The 18,184-nt window shown below is 38.8% G+C and carries 13 protein-coding genes; 7 read left to right on the forward strand and 6 right to left on the reverse strand.

What is annotated here, in order from left to right; translation table 11 throughout:
• Positions 1-108 precede the first annotated feature (108 nt).
• Positions 109-1,020, reverse strand: coding sequence for a beta-1,6-N-acetylglucosaminyltransferase (locus tag ACFE93_RS06650; protein WP_375472572.1), 912 nt, complete (start codon positions 1,018-1,020; stop codon positions 109-111).
• Positions 1,021-1,182: 162 nt separating this feature from the next.
• Between ACFE93_RS06650 and ACFE93_RS06655 the strand changes: the two genes are divergently transcribed.
• Entirely contained in the window at positions 1,183-2,448 is a 1,266-nt protein-coding gene (locus tag ACFE93_RS06655; RefSeq protein WP_375472573.1) for a glycosyltransferase family 4 protein, read from the forward strand.
• A gap of 104 nt (positions 2,449-2,552) precedes the next feature.
• Here the strand turns inward: ACFE93_RS06655 and ACFE93_RS06660 are convergent, their stop codons facing one another.
• From ACFE93_RS06660 to ACFE93_RS06675, 4 genes are all read right to left on the reverse strand, one after another.
• The gene (locus ACFE93_RS06660) at positions 2,553-3,599 is read right to left on the reverse strand and encodes a D-alanine--D-alanine ligase (protein WP_375472574.1); all 1,047 of its coding nucleotides are present in this window, start codon (positions 3,597-3,599) and stop codon (positions 2,553-2,555) included.
• 164 nt (positions 3,600-3,763) lie between these two features.
• The gene (locus tag ACFE93_RS06665; protein ID WP_375472575.1) at positions 3,764-5,158 is read right to left on the reverse strand and encodes an ATP-grasp domain-containing protein; all 1,395 of its coding nucleotides are present in this window, start codon (positions 5,156-5,158) and stop codon (positions 3,764-3,766) included.
• Positions 5,159-5,218: 60 nt separating this feature from the next.
• Positions 5,219-6,052 carry an O-methyltransferase gene (locus ACFE93_RS06670; protein WP_375472576.1) on the reverse strand — a complete coding sequence of 278 codons (834 nt, stop codon included), beginning with the start codon at positions 6,050-6,052 and terminating at the stop codon, positions 5,219-5,221.
• 4 nt (positions 6,053-6,056) lie between these two features.
• Positions 6,057-7,286: a sedoheptulose 7-phosphate cyclase gene (locus ACFE93_RS06675; protein ID WP_375472577.1), complete on the reverse strand. Its 1,230-nt coding sequence runs from the start codon at positions 7,284-7,286 to the stop codon at positions 6,057-6,059.
• Between the two features lie 1,889 nt (positions 7,287-9,175).
• Between ACFE93_RS06675 and ACFE93_RS06680 the strand changes: the two genes are divergently transcribed.
• From ACFE93_RS06680 to ACFE93_RS06690, 3 genes are all read left to right on the forward strand, one after another.
• Positions 9,176-9,433: a pentapeptide repeat-containing protein gene (locus tag ACFE93_RS06680; protein WP_375472578.1), complete on the forward strand. Its 258-nt coding sequence runs from the start codon at positions 9,176-9,178 to the stop codon at positions 9,431-9,433.
• 342 nt (positions 9,434-9,775) lie between these two features.
• Positions 9,776-10,267: a hypothetical protein gene (locus tag ACFE93_RS06685; RefSeq protein WP_375472579.1), complete on the forward strand. Its 492-nt coding sequence runs from the start codon at positions 9,776-9,778 to the stop codon at positions 10,265-10,267.
• 1,403 nt (positions 10,268-11,670) lie between these two features.
• Complete coding sequence (locus tag ACFE93_RS06690) at positions 11,671-12,798, forward strand: response regulator (RefSeq protein ID WP_375472580.1); 1,128 nt, start codon at positions 11,671-11,673, stop codon at positions 12,796-12,798.
• Positions 12,799-13,001: 203 nt separating this feature from the next.
• Here ACFE93_RS06690 and ACFE93_RS06695 read toward each other — a convergent pair whose 3' ends face one another.
• Positions 13,002-15,587 carry a GAF domain-containing protein gene (locus ACFE93_RS06695; protein ID WP_375472581.1) on the reverse strand — a complete coding sequence of 862 codons (2,586 nt, stop codon included), beginning with the start codon at positions 15,585-15,587 and terminating at the stop codon, positions 13,002-13,004.
• Positions 15,588-15,668: 81 nt separating this feature from the next.
• Between ACFE93_RS06695 and ACFE93_RS06700 the strand changes: the two genes are divergently transcribed.
• From ACFE93_RS06700 to ACFE93_RS06710, 3 genes are all read left to right on the forward strand, one after another.
• Positions 15,669-15,800, forward strand: a complete 132-nt coding sequence (locus tag ACFE93_RS06700; RefSeq protein ID WP_292873282.1) for a hypothetical protein — start codon at positions 15,669-15,671, stop codon at positions 15,798-15,800.
• Between the two features lie 500 nt (positions 15,801-16,300).
• The gene (locus tag ACFE93_RS06705; RefSeq protein WP_375472582.1) at positions 16,301-17,209 is read left to right on the forward strand and encodes a hypothetical protein; all 909 of its coding nucleotides are present in this window, start codon (positions 16,301-16,303) and stop codon (positions 17,207-17,209) included.
• Entirely contained in the window at positions 17,206-18,183 is a 978-nt protein-coding gene (locus tag ACFE93_RS06710; RefSeq protein ID WP_375472583.1) for an SDR family NAD(P)-dependent oxidoreductase, read from the forward strand. Before ACFE93_RS06705 ends, ACFE93_RS06710 begins: the two co-directional genes overlap by 4 nt.
• The last annotated feature ends 1 nt before the right edge of the window (position 18,184 follow it).

Below are 18,184 nucleotides of genomic sequence, written 5' to 3' on the forward strand. Positions count from 1 at the left end.
TGTTAAGGATGCGATCGCTATACAAAATCTTATGGAGATTGTCCTCAACTCAGTAGCAACCATAGCTGGAATTTATTTAGCTAAGTTTATCAAAATGTTAAGTGACTACTAGGATGTAATTTTGTCAAGTTCGTCAAGAATATTGCTATCTATATTGATGTCAAATTTTCGAGCAAAATGAGCAGATGATGCAAGCAGATTAGGCAAATCTTCTCTTAGCAATATTTTGGGATGAGGGCCTCCAGTTGACCAATCAATATATCGCCGACAGTCGTTTTTTAGCCGAAGGTGAGGTGCATTAGCAAGTATACTTTGAAAATACGCCTCATCTGTATACTTAAGCTTACTGTAGTACAAAGTTAACACATTTCTCTGCCCGTGGAAATCGATAATGTACTCAGCAGCTTTGCGATTAGCACAAAACCATTGACTTCCGCTGAAACAAGCAAGTTTCTTTGAAAAAGGAAGAAAAGCTTTTGTTAATAAGGGATGTTCCAAACGTATTTCTATATTCAGTTGAGCAAAGTATTTTTTTAAGTAATGAAAAGAAAATGTCTTTGTACAGTATCGTTGATACGAATTTTTCAGCCATAACATATCAGGTATTAAATCTTGTTTATAAGTCTTATATGTGATTTGCTCATACTCAATATAAGCATCATATGGACTTGAAGCAAGATCATCCAATATATGCCTTGCAGTTTTAATGGGATAGTCTGCTCCACTGAGTAATACAAACCAATCCGGTGTATCTGGAACTTCGTACATCAGTCGAAGTGCTTGTACTGTTGCTTCTACTAAAGTAAAGCCTGCCCATTCCGTTTGGATGTGAGGGCGTACTAGTAAAACATTTTTTGACAGAGTATCTACAGATAAATCACATTTTGAAAAATCATGATGACACACAATTACAGGATAATTGAACATCGTGTTTAACTGATTTATCAACCTGTAAATTTGTAAAGGTTTTGAATGTGTTAATAAAATAAAACCTATTGATTGGTTGGTGCGCTCGTGCATTTGTTCAAGTTGTAAATATATTGATATTATGTTGCATTTTCCGAGATTACTTTTAAGATAACTGTAAAATCTGGTAATAAATTTTCTTAGCTCTACTACAATATTATGCTAAAATCTGGCAAAAGGAAACTTTATATTAATGAATAAACAGTTAAATCAACAATGATTAAGCCTCTATTAGTTAACGCTTACGATCCCAAGGGAGGAGCGGGAGCTGCTCGTGCTGCTTATCGGCTACATCAGGAATTACTGAGGTTAGAAATTGATTCTCGGATGCTAATTCAAGATAAAAGAATAGTTGACTCTACAGTGGTCAGTTATCCTAATAAAGTAGCTCAACTAATCTGGAAAGCTCGTCCGATTTTAAATGATTTACCACTAAAACTTTATAGAAATAGACAACGTAAGCCTACATTTTTCCGGCTACAATGGCTTCCTAATACAGTTGCATCGCAAATTGCTGGACTTGAACCAGATATTATTAACCTGCATTGGATATGTGACGGATTTATACCAATTGAAGCACTGGCAAAATTCAATAAGCCTATTGTTTGGACATTTCATGATACGTGGGCATTCACAGGTGGATGCTGCTATTCTTTAGGGTGCGATCGCTATACAAAATCTTGTGGAAATTGCCCTCAACTCGGTAGCAAGCGTAGCTGGGATTTATCTCGCTGGGTTTGGCAGCGTAAAATTAAAGCCTGGCAAAATCTCAAGCTTACTATTGTCAGTCCTAGTAATTGGCTTGCTGAATGTGCTAAATCCAGTTCACTATTTTCAAATAGCGACATCAGAGTTATTCCTAACGGGTTAAATCTCAGCATCTATAAACCAACTGAGCGTCAAATAGCCAGAAACTTACTGAACCTCCCACAAAATAAGCAACTACTTCTATTCGGAGCAATCAACGGAACTAGCAACCCCAGAAAAGGATTTCATCTATTGCAATCAGCGTTGCAAAAATTGAGCCAGTCGGAGTGGAAAGATAAAATTGAACTGATTGTTTTTGGTTCATCTCAACCTCAAGATTCAGTTGATTTAGGTTTTAAGGTACACTACTTAGGCAAAGTTGATGATGAGAATAAACTGGCGCTTCTCTACTCATCTGCGGATGTGATGATTGTGCCATCGACTGAAGATAATTTGCCACTGACTGCTTGTGAATCCCTGTCCTGCGGCACACCTGTGGTTTCTTTTGATTCAACGGGACTCAAAGATATAGTTGAACATCAAAAAAATGGATATCGAGCGCAATGTTTCAGTTATGATGACTTAGCAAATGGTATTATTTGGGTAATAGAGAACAAAGAGCGGCATCAAAAACTTTGCGATCGCGCTCGTGAAAAAGCAGAACAGGAATTTGCGATCGAGCTACAAGCACATCGTTACTTATCCCTCTTTGAGGAAATGAGTAAGCCCTCGTAGAAAAGCTTCTCGTAAACAAGCGATCGCAGTCTCAACCGACTCTTAATTAGCGATCGCTCACCCATACACTACAAGCAGAAAAACCTATACTAAGAAATTCACTATCAATTTTGCAACGCTTTTTTATTACTGCCTAACGTTTCATTAATAGCCATGATTAATAACTCATTTAGAGGGATTCCCACTGCTTTAGCCATAGAAGAAATCACGCTTTTTGGGGCAAAAGAACAATATAAGCCGGCTTCCAAGAACCAAGGTTCTCCCTTTGGGTCGATCCGAAAGTCAAATAAACTGTAGTGGCGACAGCCTAAAGCCTGATGACACTTCTTAGCCACTTGCTGAACTTTCTGAGTGATTGGGTCGTTCGGGTCTACAATCCAAGACTTCTTATTATCTTTAGCAGCGAAACCCAAGTTACCATCGTCTGTTTGTTGGAGTTTATCAGCATGCCTGCGGATGGGTTTGGAGTGGGGGTCTAACAGATACTCTTCAAGGGGTAAACCCACTAGCTCTCCGTCTTTGACAATGATGCCGCATCTGACTTCTCGACCGAGTTCGATAAATTCTTCTACAATCACCTCATCTGAATATTCAAAGGCTTTCTTCAGAGCAGCGTCATAGTCAGTAGCATCTTTGACTAAGGCCATCCCTAAAGAGTTATCGGAACTTACGGGTTTGACGATCGCTGGAGGTGTAATTGTTGGCGTATCTCCTTGACGAAGCAGTTCTCCACGAGGCACTTTCACCCCTGCTGCTTCGACAATTGCTTTGGTTCTGGCTTTGTGCGCCGTTATTGCCATGATATCTGGAGTATTGCCGATGTAAGGGATTTTCAGCAAGTCGAATAAAGCGCGGTATTCAGTCATTCCAGGGATACAAAACATTTGTGGTAACATGATGTCAATGTTTTGTGCTGCTAGAAACTGTATGGCATCAGACAGAGTCATCGGTTTGGTGTCAGCAATATCTTCAGGGCTGAGGGAAGCAGGAAATCGCCACTGGCGATCGGGTGTGATGTATGCAATCTGAAAGTCATAGTGCGATCGATCTACTGTTGCTGCTAGACAGTCTTGGGCGTAAAGCCGTGACAAATCACAGTAAAAATCATTGTATGCAGACCCAACTAAATGAAGGATACGAAGTACTGGCATGATTCATCTTCCTTATGTATTGTTAGAATTTATACAGCTTTTTTCGTCCTTTGTGAGGTACAAGAACTAAACCCCCAAGCCCCTCCCCGCAAGCGAAGGAGGGGACTATGATGTACTGAATTCTTCTTTAATTACGAATTACGAATTACGAATTACGAATTATTTTAATCGCCACCTAATTCCACTAGTTTGCCAATGTTAAAGTCTATTTTTACCCATCCTTTAAGTTGTTGGAGATTTTTCAGCAAAAGTAAGGGAATCTGCCAATGATGCAAAGTCAAAAATGGTATTGGGTCATCAAGACTATAAATGGCATCAGTTCCTCGCATTAAAGTGTTAACTGATGTTTGCAATTGTTTCCAGGAACGGATACCACTTAGTCGCCAGATTTCGTGATATATGAAGTAAGTGGGCTTGCTACTTGCTAGAGGTTCCAGAGGTGCAGCTAGGGGAGTTTTACCAAGATAGGCGTCTGCAACACCGGGGTGATTGTAGAACATTGTAATTGCCGAATGGGTACGGGGATTGCATTCAATGGCGTAAACTGTACCGTCTTCGGCTTGGATAAAGTCGAAAGAAACTTGCCCAGTCAGTGCCAAACTCTTGACGAAGTGTTGCACCCATTCACGGATTTGGGGATTTTCGACGTTTTCATAGTTGATTTGAAAAGCAGAAGAGTCTGAACAGCAATGCAATCTTAATTCTCCATCCCGCACTGTACTATGTGTGCATAATTCCTTACCAGGAATAAACTCTTGCATAATCCAAGGTCTTTCTGGACTGATGGGTAAACTATTGACAAAGGCTGCTGTCTCTTCTGGAGTGTCGCAGGGAAGTTTGGTTAAATTTAAGCGACGAACGGAGTCGTAATCAATACTTTTAAGAATATATTTGCGAGTTTCTTGACTAAAATCGAAATTGATAACTTGTTGAGGATCCGTGATTTTAAAAGATTTGGGGACAGATAAACCAACCGATCGCGCCCGATCGGTAAGGGCAAATTTATCATCCAACATCTTGGTTATATCTGGATCAAAGTGGAAAACTTCGCAGTATTCTGATAATGCAGCCTTTGCTAAAGATTCATAGTAGCTAGATACAGGACTGGATACAGGTACAAAAACGTCAACCTTTTCCTTTTTAACGATTTCTACTAGCGCCTGGATATAGCTTTCTGGGTCTGATTGCGGAGCCGGAACTGTATAAAAACGACTCACCGCTTTTGAAAATCTATGACCAGACAACCAGTATTTGTGACCTTCAATCAAAATAACTCTGTGCCCTGCAGCATGGAAAGAGCGGGCAAGTTGCAATGCTTTAGTCATCTTGGCTCCACTCACCAAGATCGTTTGAGGATGAGCAGCTACGACATTTTTCGTAAACGGCGAACGCACAATGCCCCACAACAGAGATATCAACACTATCAAAGCATTGAACGGCAAGGCTATTAGTAATAATGTCAGAGTACCGAGAGTCTTGAATAAAGCTATTACCTTTATCTTAATACCCGTTGATGACGTTGGGGATTGAGGCAGAGATAAAGAAATTGATTGTCCCATAATGTCTTTCCTTTACATTTATTGTAGAGACGTTACATTGCAACGTCTCTACAAACTTCATTACACCACGCGTCTAATTAGAGTTATACCATCTCGGATGGGTAACAGAACTTGCTCGACACGAGGATCGGCAGCGACAACACGATTGAACTGAGCGATCGCTTCACCGTTGGCAGTGCGGTGTTCGGGTGGTAGGTAAACTTGTCCTTGTAACAAAGTGTTATCCACACAAATTAAACCGTCGGGAGTCAGTAAGTTACTATCTAAAATCGTTTGGAAGTACTCTACATACTCTTTTTTATCTGCATCAATGAAGATCAGATCGAATACTTCTTTTCTGCCAGCTAGTTTGTGGAGTGTCTCTAGGGCAGGTGCTACTTCTACAACGATTTTCTTGCCGTGGGGAGACTCACTAAAGCAAGCTTGAGCAAATTCAGCAACATAAGGATCTACTTCGCAACCTATAAGTTGCCCATCACTTGGTAATGCTTCTGCCATTGCTAAGGCTGAATACCCTGTGAACATTCCTACTTCTAGAATGCGCTTTGCCTTGGTGATATGAACAAACATTTTCAATGTCTGTCCTTCCAGATGTCCTGAGAGCATTTCCTGCTCTAGTTGACGCACTGTTTCGCCATCGCTGAAGCGTTTGCTCCAGTCTTCAATACTAGTTTTTTGCGCTAATGCCGTCAATGCGCTCGATTCGGGGGTGGTGTAATCATCTAAGTAGGGATCTAAACCCGCTGCTAATTGAACTCCCTGCCGCAAAGAATCTAATATCTCTACAGGAATGTTGTTCTCTTCTGCCAATTTGAGGGTTTGCTGTAGCTGGGCTACTAAGATGCTATGTGGCGTTATCGGTCTAGCTGTTTCTCGTCCTACAACAGTGGTCATATCTTCAGACCCCTACTAGCTTGGCTTCTTGACTTTCAATGTATGCATCAACCCCTTCTCCGCCACGAGGATATTTAGCACAAAGACGTTTGTGTTCAGCTAAGGCAGCATCAAGTTCTTCACGAGTCAGATCGTTGACAAAGAAGCACTCACCAATTGGACGAGGCATAGCTGCGCGTTGTTTGCCATCTCGTGTCAAGCTTATAGATCGGGTAGCATACCAGAGTAAATCCCCATCTAATAGAGGATGATCGAGTGATAAACCTATACGACTCATCAAGTCTAGGATGCGATCGCGCTCTCCTGTGGAAATATAACCCCGTTGTGCTGCAATGGTTGCAGACAAAGCCATATCTATATTGACTGCATGACCGTGATATAGGGGTATCTGAGGTGCTAATTCTAGGGTAGGACTCCAAGTGTGACCGTAGGCAATGACGCGATCAAGGTCTATTTCATGCAAGTTAGGAGTCTCTAACTCCAACATGGTTTTGATTGCCTCGTAGTTGACTTTATGGGCAATCTCTTTAATTTCTGGTGTTGCATTCACATATCCAAAGTGAGTGGAAAGCAGTTCTTCACCATATTCATATAGCAGTTCAAAGACTTCAGAGTTAGAAACTACCGCAATCTTCACTAACTCTGCCATCCCATTGCGAACTTGAGCGGTTGGCAAGGTTTTCAAGAATGAGAAATCTAAGATTACTTTCAAAGGTGCATGATATGCTCCCAAGCGATTTTTTTCCTTACGATGATTAACTGCAACCTTAATTGCTACACCTGCATCAATTAAACCAATCAACGTGGTAGGAATGCGAATGTAGTTACTCTTGCGACGGTAAGAAGCGCAAGCAAACCCAGCCACATCAGTAATTAGACCACCACCGACGACTAAGACTGGTTCCTTACGAACTAAGCCAAAGTCCGAAAAAGCGTCAATAATTTTTTCAAAAGTTGCTAGGGTTTTAGCTGGCTCTGTAATAATGATTGGAAATAACGTCAGTTCAATGTCATAGTGTCTAAAATATGACTTGATCTGATCGCCATAAAGTTCATGGACATTGGCATCAATTACAGTCAGACAGCGACCAAATTTTGCATAGCTATCTGCGATTTCTCTGTTTTGAATATCAAATGCACCGTTCACATAGACAAGACTAAAATCGATTTTTTCGTAACCTTGCACGTGAAACGCAGCTTCTGTAGCTTCAAATGATGCTTGAACTTTATTCATGTGTGTTGACCTGATTCCAATTAAAAAGTTGTGAGATTTCGGTAATAATTGCGATTTACCCTAATGTATGCCAGCAAACAACTATGCTCTTTATCCTTTTAGATAAAAGACAGGACAAAATTAGCTTTCAAGAAAAAGCTAACGCTTATTACTGACTTGCTATGTTTTTAAACAACACCATTCATTTGAGTAAATTCTGTAGATGGGTTAACCTTTAATTCGGCATAACCTCAAACAAGTCAACTAGCTCCACTAGCAATATATTGGCATCATACTTGCCTGCTTCTTCTGTGGATTGTTGACTTTAAATTTGGGAAATTCATCTGAATTCAGATTTATTCCACTACGTTTAAATATAGTGGCTTTCCAACTGTACGATTCCGCAAAAATTCTAGCCTAGACAACTGATTATACCGTTGATCTCCAAGCTTGAATTTGAGATTAGAACCCTGATTAATCGTTACTTTGCTGTTTATTAGCATTAGTTTCAAACCTTTTATTACTAAACTTGCTACATTCTGTTTGCTTCAGAGTAACAGTGGACATTTAAGAAGTTTACCTGAATTTTTATTAACTCCACTATATTTGTCTCTAGCAACTTGCCGATTGCTAGGCTTTGCAAAACTCATATCTTAGTAAACTACTCATATTGTTTATCATTGTCTATCTCTAGGCTGACATTTGATATTACAGAAATGATTAATTCTCATCTCGCTGTATTTTTTTGCATTAGTCTCAAACCATAAAATGGCTAAAAACAAAGATGACTCACTGCATTCTATTCAAAATATCAGTAAAATACCTCTTTTACTAAGTTAATTTAGTGCTCAGTAATCAACATACTTAATCTCAGCAACTCCTGAAAATTCTGAATTTAAATGTATCTGAGTTCCTTGTAACAAAAATTTAACTTTTTTAAGGAATGCTTGTGTATATTAAAGGTTTCTAAGTTTGCTTGAATTGCCTTCTTAGTCCTAAAGTAAGCCTTTTCAGCTTAAAACAGCAAATAATTTACTAGTTGGTAACTGAAAAGTACAACACAAATCATAACATTACAACAATGCAAATCATAACATCTGTAAATATCTTTAAGTCAATCCACCATGCGAAGTGTACTGGATAATTAAACATATACAAAAAAGTATGTCTCAAGGTAGATGTTTTATACAACAATATATCTTACTTAGAAGCTACATCTAATATTGTGTCTGACTAAAGACTTATCTTTAGATCACAGGGAGCAGGGGGAAAGAGGCTTTTGGGATTTTTGCACAGATGCGGTAATCATAAGTAATTAAACGGACTTGATATAACAGACATCTGGTGAATTTAATTATGCGTTACGTTACGTTGCCCGAAATTCGTCGCTTTTGTCAGTTATAGATGCATTTACATACAATGTTTCACTTTTGCAGGCAGATTCGCGGGTAAAAGATCGCAATTTACCGGATGTAACTCAACACTACACTAATTCACATAGATAGCAAAATATTGCCACGATATGCGATCGCAAATGGCGTAGTTTAAGACATCATGGAACACAAACTGTTTTTATATCATATCTGCGTTGAAAACTGACAATATTACTGTTGTGCTAAATAGCTGATAGCTGCCAAAGGGGGGAATCTGTGAGTGCGATCGCTTAGTTACTTTACAATATAAAAAGTTGAGTATTTATAAATAATGGGATTGAATTCATAATTAAAGGGCAACCTAACATACAATTGGTGTACTATCTTAAATCTGCATAATCTAGGTTAGTTATGGATGCTAAAGAATTGCTCAAGCGTTATGCTGCTGGAGAAAGAGACTTTAGTGGGATGAATTTGCAAGAGGCTGACTAGAGTGGAGCTAATCTGAGTGGGGCTAACTTAAGTCGAGCTAATCTATTGGCAGCTAATTTGAGTGAGGCTAATTTGAGTCGGGCTAATCTCAGTTATGCCAGATTGAGCCTGGTTAGGTTCATTGGTACTAATTTGGAGGGTGCTAATGTGACTGATGCTGACATAATTGGCGCCATATTTGAAAATGCCAATCTTAAAAGGTCTTACCTTAGTGATTTCGGTTATATTAACAATGCGTTGTTCCAAAATACTATTGTGGGTGATAGTAGGATTATCGTCGGGCCAGAGATAATTCATGAATGAATATTCTTGGTTACTCTATCAGCCGATAGGAAGCTAATCAAATAAGAATTTTTATACAGCAGTTTTCAAGTAGATGAGGTACAAAATAACTGAAGTGTCTGCTTCAACATTCGATATTGCTTGATAAGTTAATTTCGATAGAAAAAATGGAGTATTTCTAACAGACAAAATCTATTTAAATTACTTTTTATAAAATCTTAAAATTTCTTAACTTAGTTTAAAAAATCTTGGTATTGACTTCAGAATGTAGGAGCGATCGCTATTGTAAAGGTTAGTTGATATTAGTTGTCAAATCGCTGGTGAAGTTAGAAACTAAAGAAATACAACACACGCAATTATTTTATGACTGCTATTTCTAACCTTGAATTCAAACGCCCAATTTGGCAAACTGCGATCGTATTGACCTTGGGCTTTTGGCTCAGTGCTAGTCTAGTTTTAGACTGGGTAATTATGCCTAGCCTTTATCTTTCGGGGATGATGAGCCAAGCTGGTTTTACGACAGCAGGCTATACGATTTTTTGGAACTTCAATCGGATGGAATTATTATCAGCTGCTGTAGTCTTGACTGGGGCACTAGCTTTGAGCAAAACCCGATATCACTGGAGTATTGGCAGTATTGTTTTATCTGTGCTGCTGCTAACTATCGCTGTGCTTGATACCTATTTCTTAACTCCGCAGATGTGCGCTATAGGAGTTCAACTCAACCTATTTGAAGCTGCTGCTGCTATTCCATCGACAATGAATTTACTGCACGGTAGCTATTGGCTACTGGAAGTAGTGAAGCTGGTAGCTGGTGCGACACTTTTAAGCTGGTGCTGGCGGGAGCAATTTTAAGTAGATGGAGAAGTATAACGGTGAGAATCTCCATTTATAAATCTCACGCCAAAGACGCAAAGAATTTCTTTGCGTCTTTTCGTTACATATATCTTATGGATTAATAAATGTGATGTTTACAACAGGCTACGCCTACGCATAAAATTTTGTATTTATATTTGTGATTTTTCAAACTTGGGATTTTTCGGGTAAATTGCCACCATAAAATGATTCAGTTTTTTACAAGTGTAATTCAATAAGCAGACATAATTATCTTTTACTATGCATTTTCAGCTTTCCCGGATATCTAAACAAATAAATATTTATAACAATTTTCTGGAAGATGATATTAATTAGTTTTCATGTTTACTTTACTGATTTCTCATGAAGTTTATATATTTCTGGTAACTTTTTTTGAAAATTATAGTAATCTAAGTTTTAGTGAGTATGTTACTTGTTATCTACCATCTAGCTGAAAACAGCTATTTTGCAGGTATCTACTACTAATCAAGGATTTTCCTTTAAGTTCTTGAATTTGTCACTCCAATTTATGCAGGGTGACTATTTAGCCCCACACAACATTAGAACCCCGTTTCCAGTACTTATGAAGAGATTCCCTTCTGCTGATTTAGTCGCCTGTGCATCTCACCACACACCATCATGGCGGCAATTATCAGCAAACTCATTCTTGACCGGAGATTTTTCATTATTGTTGTGCAAGTGATAATTTTGCTAAATCCCAAGATTAAGAGTTGCTCTACAATCACAAACTTAAGTAAGATATTGAGCTTTTGGAATGCTTAGTTTTTAATAATACTTTTTCTCTGGTGAAGTTATACTCAAGAATAAACTTCTTGAAAAAGTAGCTGACGACTTTCTTCACGGATATAAAAACATACTTTGTCAGCGCGGACTTAATGCCTATAAGCCTTGATGGAGAAACATTTACGTTTACATTACAGTAGATTTTAGTTGCTCCAGACTTTAGGATTAGGTACAAAAAACTTTTGCAAGAGAACTAAAGTATTTATAATTTTAAGCTGCAAAATACGGATAACAATGATACTTTTGTGACTGATGGGCGAGAGCCAATAGTCTTTGTGTGCCACTTGAGTTACTGTTAGATTGGCTAGATTAGCTAAAGATACAGAAAACCAATCTAATTTTTGAAATACTATATCCTGGCAACTAGTCAGGCAATTTTGCTATTGGTCAGTAGCATGAATTGGTTTAGTTGTAACTTGTGGATTATAGCTGAACAGAGATTGGTGAATTAAGAGTTGGGGGGTGTGGAATCTCTGTACTAACTCAAATATGACCGTTATATTTATCTGACAGTGCTTCCAACAAAGTCACGGTGAATTCCGAAAAGGTAATTCACTAATTTTACCTGCAAATATTAATTTTATTCCAGAGCTATCCCAATGAAGACACTTCCGATTAGTAGATACAGATTTTTCCAAAAACTCCAGCCCCTAACTTTGTTGAAAAAAATCACTGGTAAGTCGGTTACTGGTTGTTTACAGGTGTTTAGTACATCAGGTTCTTGGTCAATATATGTAGATGAGGGGAAATTAATTTATGCCTGTTACTCAGAGAAAATGTTTGAGCCGCTTTACAGAAATTTGCAATGCTTGAGTCAGCAAATTTCTACTCTCCCTGACGGAATTAAAGACCAGTTACGGGCGATATTTGAAACTGGTATTGAAAATCAGGCAATACCGAACCCAGATTATCTGGCTATTTGTTGGTTAGTAAATCAGAAATATATCAGTTCCTCTCAAGCTGCAATGCTAATAGAGCAATTGGCGCTAGAAGTTATAGAGTCATTTCTGAACTTAGAAGAGGGGAGTTATGAATTTATTCCTGAGAGCTTTCTGGATGATATGCCAAAGTTTTGTCATCTAAATCTCCGTTTATTAGTTGAACAATGTTTAACGCCCCAAAACGTTGATGTTCGCGTTAGCGTCTTTGAAAGAGAAGCCTCTCATAGAGAAGGGGTTTATCGTCAAACATTGCCAAGTTATCAATCGCATACCTCACAATTTTTTCAAAAAAATGAGCTACAACCTAAAGTCAAAACTACGCCAAAGTTGCCTAAAATAAACGGCTATAAAGCAGCAGCCTACTCTATTAATACTAATGAAAACAGGGATCAGCAAATCATCCAACCGTCTGCTGACAGAAAAATCTACACAATCTTGTGTATTGATGACAGTCCTACAGTATTGAATGCTATTAAAAGTTATTTAGATGAGCAAACCTTTTCTGTTATCGGAGTCACTGATTCTTTAAAAGCTTTAATGCAGATTATCCGTATAAAACCTGACATAATTTTGTTGGATATATTAATGCCTAATCTAGATGGATATGAACTCTGCTCTTTGCTGCGTAAACACTCATATTTTAAAAATACACCTGTGATTATGGTGTCAGAAAAAGTAGGATTTTTAGATAGAGCTAAAGCGAAGATGGTCAGAGCATCAGGCTATTTAACTAAGCCTTTTAAACAAGGAGATTTACTAAAAGTTATTTTTCAACATATTGTTTAATTTATTAATATAGGGAGTCCCTTTATTTAAACAGCCTATTATTTGGGAGATTTAAGGTTGAATATTATTTAGTGCGCTATCATTTTAGTTATCAAAGATTGTTTGAGTAAGTTAAAATTAATTAGTTATATTCTAAATCAAAATTGACATAAGTAATCAGAAAAATCTAATGTCTTAAAAAGAAAATAAAAATTTTGACTAGTTTATTTCTCCTGAAATGTCCAAACTCCTTCATCCCAATCTGATTCTGTTGGGGGTGATTGTAACCAATGCTGACAACGCAACAGATGCAACATAGCAGCTTTGTCCTGGCTGTCTGCTGCCAACACATTAGCAAACTCAGCCCTGGCACGAGAAAACTGCCGCTTGAGGTAATACTCACGCCCTTTATGATAGTGCTCAATCACTTGTAATTTTTCGCTTTCAATCGGATTGGAACGCAAACCTAGCAATTCGTATATGGCTACTGGTTCATTTCTACCCTTGACACGAATGTAATCTAGTTCCCTAGCCCAAATATTATCTTGGCATGGTTTAAAGGTGTTATGGCTAATTATAATATCGCAACCATACTGTTTACTAACACTTTCTAATCGAGAGCCAAGATTAACGCCATCGCCAATCGCAGTAAATTCCATCCGCTTACTAGAACCAATATTTCCACTAATCACGGTATCAGAATTGATGCCAATGCCGATTTTAATTCTGGGCTTATCATCTACACAGCGACGTTGATTAAATTCGTGCAAGCGATCGCGCATTTCTAAAGATGTTTGCACTGCCATCCAAGCGTGTTCTTCTAATGGTAGAGGAGAACCAAATACAGCCATGATGGCATCACCGATATATTTATCAAGAGTGCCTTTGTGTTTAAAGACTGCCTCCACCATTGATTCAAAATATTCATTGAGCATACTCACCACTTCTTCTGCTTCTAAGTTTTCCGTCAAAGTGGTGTAGCCGCGAATATCAGAAAATAAAATCGAAACTTCTTTGCGATCGCCTCCGAGTTTAGCGTCATCTAATTTCAGCAATTCTTCGGCTAATTCCTGAGTCATGTAGCGGTACATCGTACTCTTGAGCCGCTTTTCATCACTAATATCTTCCATCACTACCAGCGCCCCACGGACTTGCTCTTGGTCGCTAGCATCGGCAATTGTGTTAATCGATAAATTAATACTGTGCTGTTCTGTATCAGTGGTTATGAGTGTGCGATCGGGGTAATATTGCTGGCGGCCTTTTAAGTCAACTGCGTGTAAAGCATCCTGATACCACTTGCTAAAGTCGCCTTCTTTGATGCCAATGACATCATTAACTAATTTACCTTCTAAACGGTCATCTACTCCTAGTCCTAGCAAACGCTTGGCGCTTTCATTGGCGGCGATAATTAACCCAGTTTTATCAGTGGAAACAACTCCATTGGAAAGACTACGCAGAATATCCCGTTGCATTTGTTCTTGTTGCTTGACTGTGGCAAACAACTGGGCATTTTGCAGCGCTACTCCTGCTTGAATATTAAAAGCTTCCATGAACTCTTCATCGTTGCGGTCAAAGCTAGCTTGGAAGCAGTCGGGAGCTTTGGGCCAATCAGCTGGATTATAAGGGGGAAAATCCCCGGATTTCTTTTTATTTACGAGTTGGGTAACGCCTATCAGTTGTTGATCGGCATTAAATACTGGCATACAAAGCAAGCTACAGGTGCGATAGCCATTTTGCTGGTCTAGTTTTTGAGCTGTCTCTGAGTCAGGATCGTAGTACAAATCAAAGCCAATATTTAGCTTCTTGCCAGAAGCCGCTACTATGCCAGCAAAGCCCTTACCTATCGGGACTCGCAACTCTTTGGTTGAACCATCATCCTGAGTAATTTTCGTCCACAATTCATGGCGATCGCGGTCTATTAACCATAGTGTACTGCGATCAGCATTCATCAATTCTTTGGCTTCATCCATCACCCGTTTGAGGGTATCTTCTAAGTCGAGGCTGCTTTGAGAGAGGGACTTGATTGCCTTCATTAGTGCCGCCACTGCTCTTTGTTTTTGGGTGGCTACATAAAAAGAGCGCGAAGACTCTAAAATCAAGCGAATCGAAGGGGCAAATTCTTGAAATAATTGTTCGTCAGCACTAGTAAAACCTTTGGTATCAATTCGTTCTGCAAATGGAGCATCGTGATTATTCCCAGATTTTAATTTATTCAGTAATTGTACTACTGCAACTAATTGCCCATGTTCATTTAACAACGGCAAAGCTAGCATGGTGTAGGTACGATAGCCAGTTCTTTTTTCTTGTTCTTGGGCAAAATGCGATCGCGGATCGTTATAAAAATCAAAGGGAATATTAATAACTTCTTTAAAAGTGGCGACTTCACCAGCAATGCCTTTATCAGCGGGGATGCGAATTTCTAAAGAGCGACCGCCCTCACCCTCAGCTAAAATTGACCAAAGTTCTTGTTTTTGTTCGTCTAATAAAAATATTGTCGTCCGATCTGCCCCCAGTAATTCCCCGGTTTTTAAGGTAATCGAATGCAACATTTCTTGCAGAAGAGTTTCAAACCCATGAGAATCAAGCATTGATAGGGTTTGATGAACAATCTGTAATTTTTGCTCTACATCCTTAACGACCTGTTTAAAAGTATCCTGAGTCAAGGGAGCAAGAAACGTAGAAAAAGTTCCTTGTCTTGTGGCAAGAGCACCCACAGGAGCAGAATTTGCTGGTAATTCGAGGTTTTCTTGGTTGTGAACACCAATAATCAAATCGGTGGTCTCCCCACAACTTCCTTGATAGGCTGACATAACTGGTATTTTATATAACAAGATGAGGTTTTAGATTTGACAATGAGATTAAATTTATGTAAGTGGTGTTAAAAGCAACAATTGCTTGACATTATCCATAGTTTAATCGCTTGTTTAGCCAGCGTCATCCTGTCAATAAACGCTCAAGCTGATTACCAACAAGCATGGCTTGACCAAAACCCCTTCCCAGTGGTGGATAGAGATGATAAATAGAGGGTTAGACCCCTCATTTAATTGATAAAACAATGTTTTCCGCAGGCGATCAATTGTTAGTTTTGCCTCGTAAGGTTTTGCAAGGACACACTAATGAGCATTGCTGTATCGGTAGAGTACAGTCGATTTATCTAAAATTAGCAGCAATTATAAGTAATTATACGTAAAAAAATTGAGATCGACTGCGATCGCTTCCTGTTGCAGATATGTCAGTCTGAAAAAGAAAGTGCTTGGCAGACTAATAGATATGTAGCAATCCTATTTAATTTGTGAGAATTGAACCCACAGATACCCGACTTCTTTGAGAAGTCGGGTATCTTGTTGATCGCGAATGATTTAGGATTGCTATAGATATTAATTTTTATACAGAAAAAGTTAATTAAAAATATTAAGCACAATAGCATTTCAGCCAAACATAAATATAAAATCAGATTCAATCTTTGGGTTTAACCCAGGATGTGATATTTCCCCTATTGTTATAAATTCACAGGATTATTTTAATGAAAAAATTAAAGACTCAAGTATTTTTAGGCTTGACAGGTACATTTTTGGCAGTTGGATATTCCAGTTTGCTAGCTAGAGAAATTCCCATACAGAGTACATCAAACCTCAGAAAGGATTTATTAGCGCAATCAGAAAACAACCCAAACGTCAATGAGTATCTGGATAAAAATAAACCCGAAAGTTATCAAGCTCTGAAAAGGCAGTTAGATATAGCGATTGAGGATGCAAAAAGACCGAGTGAAGATAAAGTAGTAAAAAATCTTTGGTCATTGTCAAAAACTAATCCTCAAGTAAAGTGGAGAGAAAATAACGGCAAAATTGAATATTTGATGGCAAGTTGGAAATATGTTAAAAATCCAAATGAAGATTGGAAAATAGGTACAAAAAAAAGTATAGATGCACGCACTTGGTTAACAGCCGTTCCTCAAGTTAAAGAATTTTGTCAAAATTGTAAGGGTATCGGTATAAATATTCCCGGTAATATCATGCTTTCTCTGAGGTTACAGCAGTATTTAGGCTTAATTTTAAATAGAAATTCAAATAAGACGCATTTTGTCGAAATGTGGGTGAAAGCTGAAGACTTAAGTAGACCATGTGTCGATCCAGAAATTAATGATTCTAGTTGTAATGTTTTTGATATACCAATTCCTGCTAGTTATCCGATTTTGCAAGAGATATATACAACTTCTTATGCAGTTGCTAGTCAAGAACATTATCCTTGGACAGGTTTAGGTTACACCTATGATTGGGGAAATCCGAAAAAACCTCGTGAAGGAGCTAGTGAGTTTCTGCTTGACGGAACTAAAGAAAAACCGATCGAAGTAGAAGTTGTTTCAGTCACAGCGACGAAAGAATATTGTAATAATCAATATTTAACGGTAAAGATTAGAAATGAGCGCTCATGAAACACCTTGAAGGTAAAGTGGCTTTGGTAACAGGTGCTACGCGGGGAATTGGTAGGGGAATTGCCATTGGCCTTGGTGAAGCCGGCGCAACTGTATACATCACGGGTCGCAGCCTCAACAACTCTTCCAGTGATGGGGTTTCAGGAAGTCTTAGTGAAACAAAATCAGCCATTGAAGAAGTCGGTGGTGTATGCATTCCCGTCCAAGTAGACCACAGCGACGATCGGCAGGTGCGTTTGCTTTTCGATCGCATTCAAGATGAACAGGATGGACAACTAGACTTACTGGTAAATAATGCTTACTCAGGAGTTCAGGCAGTAAAAGACTCTCAGGGGCAGCCCTTTTGGGATTCTGAACCAAGTCTTTGGGATGCTAGCAACAACGTTGGTCTTCGCAGCCACTATGTTGCGAGTGTTTTTGCGGCTCGGATGATGACTAAGCGTAACTCTGGACTAATTTGCACGATTTCCTCGTGGGGTAGTATGTTTTATATCTTTGATATAGCTTATGGTGTTGGCAAAGCAGCTTGCGATCGCCTAGCTGCTAATATGGCTGTTGAGTTAAAACCCCATAACGTCACTTCTGTTTCAATTTGGCCGGGTATTGTTGATACTGAGCTTTTTTCCCGTTTTGCTTCTGAAATAAATCAAACCAATGCTACTGAAAAGAATTACTCATTCTTAAGCGATCGCTACAATTGGGAAACTCCCTTATTAACTGGACGAGCGATCGCTGCACTTGCTAGTGAGCCAAATCTGATCAGCCGTACAGGACGCGTGCAGATTGTTGCCGAACTGGCTAAGAAATATAATCTTGTAGATGAAAATGGCGATCGGCCTGCATCGTTACGCTCTCTGCGTTTTGTACTACCTGCTGCGTTGCCTGTATTGAGAAAGTACTCATGGCTTATACCTGATATTAAAGTGCCGTGGTCGCTGCTATTATTGAATGCCCTCAGTTCGCCTAAAATTTAAT

The organism is uncultured Nostoc sp. (genome assembly GCF_964247315.1).
GTDB lineage: Bacteria > Cyanobacteriota > Cyanobacteriia > Cyanobacteriales > Nostocaceae > Nostoc.